This is a genomic window from Algibacter sp. YIN40, from assembly GCF_057219435.1.
Window position 1 is genome coordinate 11132 of record NZ_JBXVVC010000005.1, and the last position, 14112, is coordinate 25243.

Here is a 14112-nt window from a genome sequence, read left to right on the forward strand (position 1 = left end):
TGAGTAGGAGTAACGGTCAATACCACTTCAGTTGGAACAGCATTAATAGTTATTTGAACAGAATCTTGACATCCATTAGCATCTTCAACAACATAAGTATAATTTCCAGGAGCTAGTCCTGATGTATTAGGATTAGAAGGTGCATAAGTATAAGCTCCAGTTCCTCCAGTAGTGCTTAGAGCAACGCTACCAGTCTCACCAAAACACAAAGGTTGAGTAGGAGTAACGGTCAATACCACTTCAGTAGGTTCTCCAACAGAAATAACTCCAGAAGAAACAGGTGTAGCGTTGTCATCTGTAACTTCGACAGTATAGTTCCCAGCAATTAATCCACTAATATCTTCACTATTAGCAGTAAAACCTCCAGGTCCTGTCCATGAATAAGTTAGTGTACCGGTACCTGTAGCGGTTATATCTATAGCGCCATCACTTCCTCCATTACAAGAAACATCAGAAATCGATACATTGTCAATTGACTGTCCAAATGTAATTAAGGTGGTAAGTAAGAATGCTGATAAAAAGTAAAATTTCTTCATAAACAGTTAATTTTAGGGCATTACACTAACTAAATAATAGCCATAACTAAAGCGTTTAAGCTAAAGTTAAAGTCTATTTTTGGTTCAAAGTGCTATTAACCAATTTAATGAGGGAAAGTGTAAAATTATTACTACTCTCTACTAATTACAAAAATACTCGTTGAAATACCTTAATAATCTTTTGTAGGTCGTTATAAAATTTCACGTTGGATTAATGATGCTTAATCTAATGTAAAACAGTAAGTTAAAATAAAAATTAACCTAAAATCGTAAACATTTTCTAATAACTATAAATTTATTGGGACGAATATATGATAAAATTTTAAAAACATCTATGAAACGCAAAAAAAATCGATGAAATACACAGTTTTTTCATAGAAGCAACAATTTAGGAAAGATAGATTGATTGATAAAACCCGTGTTAATTAACCCAAGTTTTATCAATCTTTAATAAACAAATAACCTATAGTACTAATTTTTTTCTGAGTACGGCTTTAGTATCATTGTCAATTACTTGAATTATGTAGATACCACTCGAAAGTGAATCTGCATTAATGGTAGTAGTACGCCCTTCAAGTTGGCCATTTAAAACTTTTTTCCCGCTAATATCCAATATGGAGTATGAGGTTCTATTTGGGATATTAAAAAGAGCAATGCTTTTATTTAATCCGATTATTTTGGCTTTAGAAAAAGCAACATCTTTATCACTTAATGTAATTTGTTCTCCAGCTATTATAGATGCCTCTGGTGTAGGGTTAAAGCCATGATCCTTGATAAGCCAATTTCCAGCAGGGGTTTCAGATTTTGAGATTCGAATCCATCCATAATGGAATGTATCGGTTGATTCTATTTTAAATCTTACACCAATATATCTGTCTGCACCATTTAAACCACACCATTGTGAGTTTGGAGTAGTGCCACTTTCAATACAATTATAAAAACTAATGGTACCATTGTCATTCATCCAAGAATTTGGGGGAGTTGGGCCTATTTCTGCACTTTGGCTAAGTGCAGAAACATAATTAATATTAAAAGGAGTAGTGACCTTTATGCCTAAAATGCTCGCGCTTGGGTCATAGAGGTTTATTGCCATATATGGTAAAGACGATTCGTGTTGAATTTGAAAATCAACATCCACATCGCCATTGCCTTCATTCATTCTTACGTCATATGTTAGATCCGGTCCGCCATAATCTGGAGCAACATCAAAATAACCAATTTGTCCTTCAACATTTGAAATTCCCATAATTGCAGCAGACAATGCTCCATATTGCGTTAAGCGTTTTGTTAATTGAGGTTGGATCGTTTTTTTCATAAGCTTATTAATTGCTTTAATTATTTGGTAATACTATCTATGTATGTATATTTAGATTCTAAATTTAGATATTAAAAGTTTAATATCCAACCCAATTTGAATTAATGAAAGAATTAACCGATGAAATAGAGATTTATACTATAACAAAAAAAGGATCACTCGGTCTTTTGGCATATGGAGATGTTGGTTTACGAGCTTGGAGAAAAATAAGAGATAAACTAGGCGATGAGCAAAAAGACGAGTAATAAAATTTTATTGATTGGTTGGGACGCTGCAGATTGGCAAATTATCTACCCTTTATTGGCTAAAGGCGAAATGCCAGCATTACAATCGTTAATTAAAAAAGGGGTTTATGGTAATATGAATACGATGAACCCTCCTTTTTCTCCTATGTTATGGTCATCTGTAGCTACTGGCAAAACACCAGATAAACATGGTGTTTTAGGTTTTATTGAATTAATGCCAAATTTAAAAGGGATTCGACCAGTAACTGTACATTCTAGGAAATCGAAGGCTATTTGGAATATATTGCACCATGAAGGTTATAAAAGTAATGTGGTAGGCTGGTGGCCAAGTTTTCCAGCAGAACCTATTAACGGGTGCATGGTAACCGATAAATTTCAAAAAACTAACAAAACAGAAGATGGGTTATCGGCAATTACAAAGGGAGTCTTACACCCTGAGGAGTTGAAAAATGAAATGAAAGATTTAAGATTGTTTCCTGAAGAGATTACAGAAGCACATATATTACCTTTTATGCCTAAGGCGAGTTTGATTGATCAAGAAAATGATAGAGGTTTAATCTCGTTTTCTAAAATGGTTTCAGAAAATGTTTCTTTGCATTCAGCTTCTACAAATTTATTACGTAAAACAGAATGGGATTTTATGGCCGTATATTATGATTTAATTGATCATTTTTGTCATGCTTATATGAAATTTCATCCACCTAAGTTAAAGCGTATCCCTCAAAATTTATTTGATATTTATAAAGACAATGTTGTGGGAGCTTATCGCTTTCAGGATATGATGTTGGGTCGCACATTAGAATTAATTGACGATGATACCACTGTAATTGTTATGTCAGATCATGGATACGAATCAGGACATAAGCGTATTTTAAAAATGCCAAAATATCCGGCAGCACCATCATTAGAACATAGGCAATTTGGGATTTTTGTCGCAGCCGGACCGAACATAAAAAAGAATGAAAAAATATTTGGGCTAAATTTAGTTGATATAGCTCCAACTATCTTGCACATGTATAATTTACCAGTAGGTAAAGATATGGATGGGAGAGTGGCTTTGGATATTTTTGAGAACCCACAAAAACCTAAATATATTAATAGTTGGGAAGAAGTTAAAGGTGATTTTGGACAGCATAAAAACAATGAAGGGTTTGACCAGTTTACGGACCAAGAGACTATGCAACAGCTTGTAGATTTGGGCTATATTGAGCGACCAGACGAAAAAATTGAAACAGCTATTTTAAAAACCAAATGTGATTTAAAGCATAATTTGGCAAGAGTATATATAGGAAAAAAAGAGTTTAATAAAGCAAAAGAAATATTATTAGAATTGATTGAGGCAAAACCCCCTGTAGACACAGTGCCTTTTTATATGGACTTATTAACAGTAAACCTTAAACTGAAATTGTTTAATGAGGCAGATTTGACTTTGATAAAACTAAAATCTTTAGACAAAAAATTTGAAATATCTACCCACATCGCAGAATCAAGAATCTTACTGGCAAATGGTAAGGATAAAAAGGCTCTAAATGTTTTGTTGAAAGCGTCTAAAAAGCAACCTAGTTCGTTACTTTGGTACGAAATAGGTAATATATATATGAATATAGATAGCCTTGAAAGAGCAAAATCTGCTTTTTTTAATGCGTTATCTATTGAGCAGGATATTCCAAGAGTGCATCAAGCATTAGCGGAGACATTATTGAGGTTAGATGATTTAGAAGAAGCTGTAGATCATGCTTTGATAAGTATAGAATTAAATAAATTTTTCTATGCCGCTCATTATACATTAGGTAGGGTTTTAGAAAAACTAGGTGATTTAGAGAACGCTAAGGCTGCTTTCGAGACTGCCTCTAGACTTGCCCCAAAAACACATTATAGAGCTGAAAAAGCTATAGAGAATATTAGCAGTAATATAGAAGATTTACAAGAAGGCAAAAATAAATACCATGAAGATCAAATTGTGATTGTATCTGGTTTACCAAGATCCGGAACGTCTTTAATGATGCAAATGTTAAATCAAGGTGGTATGGATACATTAATAGATAATAAAAGACAATCAGATATCTCAAACCCAAAAGGGTATTATGAATACAAACCAGTTATGTCTATACATAAAGATAATACTTGGTTGAATGAAGCTCAAAACAAATCCGTAAAAGTCGTTGCGCCATTACTTAAGTTTTTGGATCCTAAATATCGTTACAAAGTAATTTTTATGAATAGAGATTTAACAGAAATTATTAAATCTCAACAAAAAATGATAGGTAGAGATACTGAAAATTTACCAATAACTTTATTTGAAGCGTTTAAGAAACAACTAAAAACTGTGGAAACATGGAAAGAAAAAGAGCCAGGAGTTGAAATTCTATATATTGATTATAAAGACGTTTTAAATAATTCAGAATCTATTATAGCTAAGGTAAAGGATTTTGTTGGTGTCGAACTGAACTCAGCTGAGATGTTAAAACCTATAGATAAATCTCTTTATAGAAATAAGGTATAAAAAAGTATTCACATTGAATTTCTATTTGGTACGATAGTTGTTTTTATTCTATTATGAAACATATCTACATTTTTATAGTAATTACTTTTTTTCAGCTACAGCTAATGGCTCAAAAAGAGTTTCATGTATTTCCGAAGAATGATAAAAGGAATCCTGGTAAATCAATAGGGACTGGAAGTTTCGAGAATCCATGGGATTTACAAACCGCACTAAATCAAAAGCCTCAAACCGTAAATGGAGGTGATGTTATATGGTTACATGACGGTATTTATAATGGTCATTTCGTTAGTACATTGAGAAGCACTATTGCTAATAAATATGTTACTGTTGCTGCCTATAAAAATGATAAAGTGGTATTGAATGGTAATGTAACTTCTGGAAGAAAAAATGTATTACAAGTAAAAGGAGGGCAGGTTATTTTTAAAGATTTTGAAATCACCTGCTTAGGCGAATTTTCTAGAAATGAGAAAGATGTTAATTTTAAGAGAATAAATGGTTTAGATCATGTTTCAGGGCAAGATTGTAAGTTTATAAATTTAAGTATTTATAATAACCCAGGGCTGGGCTTTGGATCATGGAAAAATACAGGTGGTACTATAATAGAGAATTGTAAAATTTATAATAATGGATATATTTCAAAAAAAGGTAAAGGCACAGCAGAAGGCATGTATGTTCAGAATAATAGTGAGAAAACAAGAATTATTCGGAATAATATTATTTTCAATAATTACTACAAAGGTATTGAGGTATGGTCCGCCAATAAAAGAGCCACACGCGAATATGTTAAAAATGTGTTAATCGAAAATAATGTAATATTTAACAATGGATCGCCTTCAGGCGTTTATTATGACAACCTTATCATTGCAACTGATGATAGGAATAGCACAAACATTGCAAAGAATATTTCAGTTTTGAGTAATATTCTTTATCATAACACTAACGTTTTGAATAATGAGGTTAATGGGTATGGAGCCTCTTTAACTTTAGGGTTTCATCCGAATGCACCAGTAGAAAATATTAGGGTACTGAGAAATATTATTATTGGTAGAAACAATGCATTAAGGATTCTCTATGCTAAATCTTTATTTTTTGAAAATAATATTACATATTCCGGTTATGTACATATAGATAAATCTGTGTTAAAACATATGAAATCTAATAATTGGAAATTTAATAGGAATGAGTTTTATTCAAAGAACTTAACTCCATTCAGAATTCTTGGAAATAAGAAGTATTCATTTCTTGACTGGAAAACAAAATTCAATTTAGATAAAAGTAGTCAGTCAAAACATCTGCGCGATTTTAATATAAATAAGATACTTGATATTTCTAAAATCGATAAAAAATTTAATAATTACCGCGTTGTTACATTTGATAAATTGGGTGATGACGTAACAATAGACTTTTCAAAATACAATATCCCCGATGGAAGTAGGTATAAGATATATGATGTTGAAAATAACAAAAGTATCCTAAAGTCTGGTGTGATTTCTACTGATTATAAGATTACATTCCCAATGAATAGTTTTGCGTTTGAAAAACCGCTTCATAATGAACGCGCTCAAAAGTCCTTAAACAATTTTGGAGTTTTTATTATTGAATTTGATATAGTTGAAGAGCCAAAACGAAAATCATTTTTCGGACGCATTTTTTCATCAATTTTTGGGTAGACTTATCGATTCTATTTTTTACTTAAAAGGAAAATGGTTTCTCCAGAGGTTAAACCATAATAAAAATCAGTATAATCATTAATAAATGTTTTAATTTCTACGTTAAAACCTGTTGTTTGTAACCTGTCACGTAATCCATTTATTGAATAAACCCTTACATGGTCAAACTGACCAAAATGCTTTGTTCTTTCTTCTGGAGTAAGAATCGAATAATCCTCGTAAATTTCACCTTCTTTAAAAGGTGTTTGCAAATAAATGAACCCACTAGGCTTTAATACTATGTATAGCTCCGACATGGCTTTTAAGTCATCCACAATATGTTCTAAAATATGGTAACATATTATTGTGTCAAACTTTTCTGATTTTTGATTAATGTTTGTTATGTCAAATTTGTAATCCGCTAGAAAAGCTTCAGTAAAATCAGTACTATAATACTCAATGAGTTTATTTCGTTTTAATTTTCTATGAAGATTTCGAGAAGGAGCAAAATGTAGTATATTATCAGCTATGGAATTGTTTTTGTTAAGTAGTAGCCAAAGTCTTCTATTTCGAGCTAAACTACCACAAAAAGGGCACATTAAATCCCCACTTTCAATACGTATAAAAGATTTTAACTTTTTTTTGCAAACAGAACATTCATGCTTTTTACCTAAGTACAATATGCCATGAAAAAACCTAAGAAACAATTCGTTTTTAAACAAAAAGTTTTTTGAGATAATAGCTTTAATATTTTTTTTGATAAAGCTATACACGCTTTTGCACGACCTCATAAACCTGATTTTCATCACATTTTAAGGTTTTACTTGGATATTTAAGTAGCAAAGCATAATCATGAGTAGCCATTAAAATAGTATTACCATTTTTGTTTATGTCCTGTAAAACCTCCATAACCTCAACACTTGTTTGTGGGTCTAGATTCCCAGTTGGTTCATCGGCAAGAATAAGTTCAGGATTATTTAATAAGGCTCTTGCAATGGCAACACGTTGTTGTTCACCACCAGAAAGTTCATGAGGAAATTTAAACCCCTTGGTTTTCATATCAACCTTAGCAAGTACTTCTTCAACTCTGGCATTCATTTCGTTATTGTCTTTCCAGCCAGTTGCTTTTAAAACAAATAATAAATTATCATTGATAGTTCTATCGTTTAATAATTTAAAATCTTGAAATACAACACCTAGCTTTCTTCTAAGAAATGGAATATCTTTTTCCTTAAGTGTTTTTAAATTATAATCTACAATATTGCCATCACCTTCGGTTAATGGTAAATCCCCATAAAGTGTTTTCATGAAACTACTTTTGCCTGTTCCAGTTTTCCCTATTAAGTAAACAAATTCCCCTTTATTAATTTCAACGTTTACATTTGAAAGCACTAAACTGTCACCTTGAAAAATTGAGACATCTTTTAATTGTAAAATAGGATTTGGCATAAAATAAATGAGATTTTTTAAAGCGTTGTAAAAGTATTATTTAAAAGTTGAAAGTAAAAACTAAACGTAAAAAGTTTGAAGCCAGTATTACACCAATTTATTATTTAAGCTTTCCACAAAAGCATTTTTTTACTTTTAATAAGTTGGTTTATAATTATGGCACGATTATTACGTTATAAGATTCATATTAAATTATCTTTGATTTTAAATTAAAAAACGAATCGTTAATGACTTTAAAAAATATTGTAACGCTAGTGACCGCTATAGCTTTTAGCTTTCAAGTTTGGGCACAACAATCTGCAGCGTATACCAGTAATTTAGTTGACTATCAAAAAGCCTTATCATTATACAATAACCAGCAATATCTTGCTGCTCAATCTTTATTTGGTACTATAAAGAAAACGGCGAAAGAAGAAGTGTTACAATCGGATTGTGCCTATTATATCGCAAATTGTGCTGTACGTTTAAATCAGCAAAATGCTGATGGCCTAGTAGAAGATTTTGTAAAGGACTATCCAACGAGTACGAAACGGAATACTGCTTTTGTAGATGTTGGTGATTATTATTTTGAGAATTCTAAATACGCACATGCAAAAAAATGGTATGATAAAGTAAATGAAAGTGCTTTAGCAAGAAGCGACAAAGAAAAATTTAATTTCAATAATGGTTATTCGGCATTTGCAACAAAAAATTATAAAGAAGCAAAAAAATATTTAACCCGGGTAGAGAATTCTCAAGAATATGGCTCACAGGCTAAATATTATATTGGTTTTATGGCTTATGAAGGTGATGATTATGATAAGGCAAACGAGTATTTCGATCAAGTAAGCGACCAAGAGCGTTATCAAGAAAAACTGTCGTATTACCAAGCCGATTTAAATTTTAAATTAGGCAATTTTGAAAAGGCAATCGAACTTGCTAAGGAACGGTTAGAGACAGGTGATGATAACGAAGTTTCAGAACTCTCAAAAATTATAGGAGAAAGTTATTTCAATCTTGAGCAGTATCAAGAAGCTATTCCTTATTTAACGGAGTATAAAGGAAAAAGAGGACGATGGAATAACACCGATTATTACCAATTGGGGTATGCTTATTATAAGCAAAAAGATTACGAAAACGCTATTTCGGAATTTAATAAAATTGTAGATGGAAGAAATTCTATCGCTCAAAACGCCTATTATCATTTAGGTGAAAGCTATATTAATTTAGACAAGAAGCAAGAGGCATTAAATGCTTTTAAAAATGCTTCTGAAATGGATTTCGATTTAAAAATTCAAGAAGATGCTTGGTTAAACTATGCTAAAATTAGTTACGAAATAGGGAATCCTTATCAGTCGGCCCCTCAAGTGTTAGCTGGGTATTTAAATAAATATCCAAATACGCCTTATAAAGAAGAGATAGAAACACTTTTAATAGATTCCTATATCACATCTAAAAACTATAAAGAAGCTTTAAAGTTACTTGAAGGGAAGAAGAATTTTGAAAATAAAGTGGCTTACCAAAAAGTTGCATTTTATAGAGCGATAGAATTATATAATGAAACGCAATATCAAGAAGCTAGTTTGCTTTTTGATGAATCTTTAAAAGAGCCAAGAGATCCAAAATATACAGCTAGAGCAACATTTTGGAAAGCTGAAGCTGATTATAATTTAACTAATTATGATGACGCTTTAATTGGATTTAAGCAGTTTCAGCAGCAATCACAATCATCTTCGACACCAGAAATTGAGAACATAGAATATAATTTAGCCTATACTTATTTCAAACAAAAAAATTATCCAAGCGCCACAGAGTATTTTAATCAATTTATAGCGAATAAAAAAGAAGATAAGGTACGCCTCAACGATGCTTATTTGCGTTTGGGGGATGGTCATTTTGTTTCAAGTCAATATAATGATGCTATTAAAGCTTATGAAAATGCGATTGATTTAAATGAAATAGAATCAGATTACCCATTCTTCCAAAAAGCGATAAGTATTGGTTATACAGGAAAGTCTTCAAAAAAAATATCTGAATTAGAAACTTTTATTGAATCGTATCCTAAATCTAAATTGCGCGATGATGCCATGTATGAATTAGGAAATTCATATGTAAAAGCAAATGAAACTGATAAAGCCATGGCTGTTTACAATCGTTTAAGCAGCGAATATCGTATGAGTTCATTTGTGCCTAAGGCTTTATTGAGACAAGGTTTAGTCTATTATAATGGAAGTCAAAATGAACGTGCTTTAGCTAAGTTTAAGAAAGTTGCAGAGGATTACCCAGGTACTCCTGAGGCAGTTCAAGCGGTTTCTACTGCGAGATTAATTTATATTGATTTGGGGCGTGTTGACGATTATGCTTCTTGGGTTCGAACATTAGACTATGTAGAAGTTACCGATGCCGATTTAGATAATGCTACTTATGAAGCAGCTGAAAAACAATATTTGGATAATAACACAGAGAAAGCTATTAAACAGTTTAATGGTTATTTAAATGAATTCTCAAATGGTATTCATGCCCTACAAGCTCATTTTTATTTAGCACAATTATATTATAAGAAGGATTTAACGGCAAATGCGGCACCGCATTATAAATATGTTGTAGATGCTTCACAAAGTGAATATACTGAAGAGGCGTTGTCGCGATTATCCCAGTTTCATTTAGAAAATAAAGACTGGAACCAAGCAATACCTTTGTTGCTGAGATTAGAGGAAGAAGCTAACTTTCCTCAAAATGTGGTGTTTGCACAATCCAACTTGATGAAAGCCAATTATCAATTAGAAAATTATAATGATGCTGTTTCTTATGCGGAAAAAGTGTTAACCAATTCCAAAATTGATAATAAAATCAAAAGTGATGCTTATATAATTATTGCACGTTCTGCGATTAAAACAGGTGATGAGGATAAAGCTAAAACAGCATATGTCAAGGTTGAAAATGTTGCATCTGGACAAATGGCAGCAGAAGCTTTATATTATAATGCTTATTTCAAAAACAAAGATGGTAAGCATGAAGCCTCCAATAAATCTGTTCAAAAGTTAGCTAAAGATTTTTCTGGATATAAATATTATAGTGCGAAAGGTTTGGTGCTTATGGCTAAAAATTATGATGCCCTGGGCGATGCTTTTCAAGCTACATATATTCTAGAAAGCGTTATTGAAAACTTTAAGGAGTTCGATGATGTTGTTCAGGATGCTAAACAAGAATTAAGCAGAATAAAAGCTAAAGAAGCTAAAACAAATTCATCAATTCAACCAGAAGATTAGTTATTAAATTGTCATGCTGAGGGATCCTGCACTGAGCGCAGTCGATGTGAAGCATTTCATAAATCATTAAAAAATCAAATATGCGAAAGCACTTAAAAAATAAAATTATTGTAGCCGTTTTATTTAGTACCTCAGTTATTTTTTCACAACAAAGAGAAAATGATACAATAAATACAGGGGTAATAGATGTTGTAAAACCATATACACCATCAATTTCAGACGCTTTTAAAGTTAAAGAAATTCCTTCTTTGGATGATGAGGTTACAGATTCAAAACAAGAAGTGAAGTACAATATTTTTTCATTTCCAGTAGCCTCAACCTTTACTCCAGCAAAAGGAAAGGCGGCAGTTGTAGAGAAAGCAAAGCCTGTTAAATTGTATGATAATTATGCTACAATAGGTTTCGGGACGTATACAACAATTTTAGGAGAAGTTTATTTAAATCATGCTATTAGTAGAACAGAAAGCGTGGGCGGCTATATTAGTCACCACTCATCGCAAGGAGGTATAGAAGGCGTCCAATTTGATGACGATTTTTCAAATTCGAAAATTAATATAAACTATGCGTCTAGATTGCGTGATTTGTCATGGAATGTTGAAGGAGGTTTTCAAAGATTTACAAATAATTGGTATGGTGTACCAGAGGACTTAACTCCTTTTGCACAAGGAGCAGATATCCAAACCGATCATTCTTTTTTTAGCGCTCATTTTGGCGGTGATATTACTTTTGAAAACACCTATATAAATTCAGGAAGTTTCTTTTTTAGACGCTTTGGAGATAATCAAGGTTCTGGAGAAAACAGGTTTATGGCGAATACTTTAATCGATATTCCAATAAATGGAGAAGAAGTATCGACTAAAATTACATTTGATTACTTTAGTGGTACTTTCGATAGAAGTTACGATTCGATCAACGAATTAAATTATGGTAATTTCCAGATTGGAATAACACCAAGTTATCAAATTAAGGAAGATGATTTAACTGTTAATTTAGGATTTTCTGCTTTCTATTTAAATGAAAAAGAAACAGGTGATAACAGATTTTATGTCTACCCAAATGTAACAGCAAGTTACCGTTTGGTTAACGATGTTTTAATTGCTTATGGAGGCATAGAAGGTGGGTTAATACAGAATTCTTATCATGGATTAGCAACAGAAAATCCATTTGTGTCACCAACTTTGGCTATTATGCCGACGGACCAGCAATACAATGCTTATATAGGGCTAAAAGGAAAACTGTCTAGCAATATGAGTTATAATATTAGCGGAAGTTATTTAGCCGATAGAGATAAAGTGTTGTTTAGAAGTAATACAACTTTATTAGATTTTACAGAAGCCGAGAATTATCAATATGGAAATTCTTTCGGAATTGTCTATGATGATGTTGATACTTTTGGAGTTTCTGGTGAAATAAACGTCGATGTGAATAGAAATTTTAAGTTAGGCATTAAAGCAGAATATTTTAATTATTCGACAAATGACGAAGCAGAAGCATGGAATTTACCAGATATAAAAGGGTCATTATTCTTAGATTATCAAATTGATGAACATTGGTTTGCTGGAGCTAATTTATTTTACTTTGGTGAGCGTAAAGATTTACGAAGTAATATTGATCCGCTAGCAGGGTTTATGACCATGTCAGTTGATTTGGATAGTTATTTTGATGCCAACGCACATATAGGGTATCATATAAATGACCAAATATCGGTGTTTGCAAAAGCAAATAATATTGCCAATGAAGCTTACCAAAAATGGATGGATTATCCAGTGCAAAGCATTCAGTTTTTAGCGGGTGCTACTTTTAAGTTTGATTTTTGACGCTTGCGTCACCCTGAACTAGTTTCAGGGTCTCAAATTTAGTATTCATCTAAAAATGAACATCGTCCATGAAATTCTTTCCAACAAAAAAGTTCTTAGCAGTATTGAGAAGTGATTATTCGATATCTGTTGAAAACTTAAAATTGAATACAGATATTACAGATTCTTTAGTTTCTGCTTACACAAGCAAAAAATTTCGTGGACAAGTCAATGAAAAAAGTTTTAAAATAATTTCTTCAGAAATTGGTAAAGGTGCATTTTGTCTGTTGATAGGTGATTTTAATAAAATGAAAGGGAAAATTGAAGTCAGAATTCATAATGCGTTCAAAATAATGCTCTCTATAATTTTATTGTACCCCTTTATTGGATTTGCCTTGATTGCATATAATCAAGGAATAGAAGAATCAATTAAATTTATACCAATTCTTTTAATTGCATTGCTTTTTATAAGATTTGTTTTTATAGGATTGACATTTCGGTTTGTATGCAATGTTGGTATAAAAAAATTGAAAGAAGTATTAAACATAATTGAATTAAATAAAGCTTAAAAACTCACTTTTTGTCATTCCTGTCTTCGCAGAAATGACAGTCTTAACTTAACCTAGCCAAATAATCAAAATGCTCCCCGTTCAAAACCAATTCACATTGTAGTCCAACCGTTTCACAAGCTAGTTTTAAAGTATCAAAATCTAAATAGAGCCACTTCATAGGTGTTTCTTTTTCACCTTTATAAGACAAGAAATAATCTAACTCACCATAGTAGCTAGCATTCATATCTGTCCAATAACCACCATCTTCGTCTTCGTACATATATTTTATATCGGAAGAATCAATAAGAATTTGCCCATTCGGGCTCATTAAACTTTTTAAATGAGATAAATATTTAGAAACTTGGGACACTTCTTGAAATATGCCTGTGCCATTCATTAAAAGAAGTATGGTGTTAAAGGTTTCAGTTTCATTTAAAACATCTTTGAATTCAGCGTTTAAAACACCCCTTTGTTTTACAACTTCAATTGCTCCTTTCGAAATATCAATAGCTTTTACATTGAAGCCTTTTTCTTGTAAATGTAAACTATGGCTACCTGCACCGCAACCAACATCTAAAATCGTTCCTTTACAGAATTTTAAAGCTTTTTGTTCTAACTCAGTCATGTCTTTAAATTCTCGGAATAAATAGGGAAGGGGTAAAACATCATCATCAGAAATACTAGTTGAAGTGATGATATCTTCAGCGTATTTTCCATTTTGATAATCTAATAAAGCTTTTCCGAAAAGGTCTTTCATTTATATTTATTGTCAGTTCGAGTGATTCCGATTTTTCATCAGAATTGTATCGAGAACTTTAGT

At 31.8% G+C, this 14112-nt stretch carries 11 protein-coding genes; 6 read left to right on the plus strand and 5 right to left on the minus strand.

Annotated elements, in window-relative coordinates:
• Both AC2D6V_RS14545 and AC2D6V_RS14550 read right to left on the minus strand, forming a co-directional pair.
• Positions 1–536: SprB repeat-containing protein (locus AC2D6V_RS14545; protein ID WP_484649563.1), on the minus strand; the 536-nt coding region annotated here is incomplete at its 3' end.
• A gap of 463 nt (positions 537–999) precedes the next feature.
• The gene (locus tag AC2D6V_RS14550) at positions 1000–1851 is read right to left on the minus strand and encodes a T9SS type A sorting domain-containing protein (protein WP_484649566.1); all 852 of its coding nucleotides are present in this window, start codon (positions 1849–1851) and stop codon (positions 1000–1002) included.
• A gap of 104 nt (positions 1852–1955) precedes the next feature.
• Between AC2D6V_RS14550 and AC2D6V_RS14555 the strand changes: the two genes are divergently transcribed.
• Genes AC2D6V_RS14555 through AC2D6V_RS14565 form a run of 3 tightly spaced genes read left to right on the plus strand, consistent with a single transcriptional unit; the run spans position 1956 to position 6269 of the window.
• A complete protein-coding gene (locus AC2D6V_RS14555; protein ID WP_170181018.1) occupies positions 1956–2096 on the plus strand; it encodes a hypothetical protein in 141 nt (46 codons plus the stop codon).
• Positions 2077–4599 (plus strand): alkaline phosphatase family protein, encoded by a 2523-nt coding sequence (locus AC2D6V_RS14560; protein WP_484649574.1) that lies wholly within the window; start codon positions 2077–2079, stop codon positions 4597–4599. The genes AC2D6V_RS14555 and AC2D6V_RS14560 overlap by 20 nt, the downstream gene beginning before the upstream one ends.
• Before the next feature lie 53 nt (positions 4600–4652).
• The gene (locus AC2D6V_RS14565) at positions 4653–6269 is read left to right on the plus strand and encodes a right-handed parallel beta-helix repeat-containing protein (protein WP_484649576.1); all 1617 of its coding nucleotides are present in this window, start codon (positions 4653–4655) and stop codon (positions 6267–6269) included.
• A gap of 11 nt (positions 6270–6280) precedes the next feature.
• Here AC2D6V_RS14565 and AC2D6V_RS14570 read toward each other — a convergent pair whose 3' ends face one another.
• The gene (locus AC2D6V_RS14570; RefSeq protein WP_484649580.1) at positions 6281–6970 is read right to left on the minus strand and encodes a class I SAM-dependent methyltransferase; all 690 of its coding nucleotides are present in this window, start codon (positions 6968–6970) and stop codon (positions 6281–6283) included.
• Positions 6971–7013: 43 nt separating this feature from the next.
• Positions 7014–7697, minus strand: a complete 684-nt coding sequence (locus AC2D6V_RS14575; protein ID WP_484649584.1) for a cell division ATP-binding protein FtsE — start codon at positions 7695–7697, stop codon at positions 7014–7016.
• A 227-nt stretch (positions 7698–7924) separates the two neighbouring features.
• Here AC2D6V_RS14575 and AC2D6V_RS14580 point away from each other — a divergent pair, with 227 nt between their 5' ends.
• From AC2D6V_RS14580 to AC2D6V_RS14590, 3 genes are all read left to right on the plus strand, one after another.
• A complete protein-coding gene (locus tag AC2D6V_RS14580) occupies positions 7925–10945 on the plus strand; it encodes a tetratricopeptide repeat protein (protein WP_484649588.1) in 3021 nt (1006 codons plus the stop codon).
• 80 nt (positions 10946–11025) lie between these two features.
• A complete protein-coding gene (locus tag AC2D6V_RS14585; RefSeq protein WP_484649592.1) occupies positions 11026–12762 on the plus strand; it encodes a TonB-dependent receptor in 1737 nt (578 codons plus the stop codon).
• Positions 12763–12905: 143 nt separating this feature from the next.
• On the plus strand, positions 12906–13310 hold the full coding sequence (locus AC2D6V_RS14590; protein WP_484649594.1) for a hypothetical protein: 405 nt from the start codon (positions 12906–12908) through the stop codon (positions 13308–13310).
• 43 nt (positions 13311–13353) lie between these two features.
• Here the strand turns inward: AC2D6V_RS14590 and AC2D6V_RS14595 are convergent, their stop codons facing one another.
• A complete protein-coding gene (locus AC2D6V_RS14595) occupies positions 13354–14049 on the minus strand; it encodes a class I SAM-dependent methyltransferase (protein ID WP_484649596.1) in 696 nt (231 codons plus the stop codon).
• Positions 14050–14112: the final 63 nt, after the last annotated feature.

What these genes read in the sequence shown, in the direction of transcription:
- AC2D6V_RS14550 (WP_484649566.1), bottom strand. Translation starts at nt 1,851, where the DNA reads ATGAAAAAAACGATCCAACCTCAATTAACAAAACGCTTAACGCAATAT.
- AC2D6V_RS14555 (WP_170181018.1), top strand. Translation starts at nt 1,956, where the DNA reads ATGAAAGAATTAACCGATGAAATAGAGATTTATACTATAACAAAAAAA.
- AC2D6V_RS14560 (WP_484649574.1), top strand. Translation starts at nt 2,077, where the DNA reads ATGAGCAAAAAGACGAGTAATAAAATTTTATTGATTGGTTGGGACGCT.
- AC2D6V_RS14565 (WP_484649576.1), top strand. Translation starts at nt 4,653, where the DNA reads ATGAAACATATCTACATTTTTATAGTAATTACTTTTTTTCAGCTACAG.
- AC2D6V_RS14575 (WP_484649584.1), bottom strand. Translation starts at nt 7,697, where the DNA reads ATGCCAAATCCTATTTTACAATTAAAAGATGTCTCAATTTTTCAAGGT.
- AC2D6V_RS14580 (WP_484649588.1), top strand. Translation starts at nt 7,925, where the DNA reads ATGACTTTAAAAAATATTGTAACGCTAGTGACCGCTATAGCTTTTAGC.
- AC2D6V_RS14585 (WP_484649592.1), top strand. Translation starts at nt 11,026, where the DNA reads ATGCGAAAGCACTTAAAAAATAAAATTATTGTAGCCGTTTTATTTAGT.
- AC2D6V_RS14595 (WP_484649596.1), bottom strand. Translation starts at nt 14,049, where the DNA reads ATGAAAGACCTTTTCGGAAAAGCTTTATTAGATTATCAAAATGGAAAA.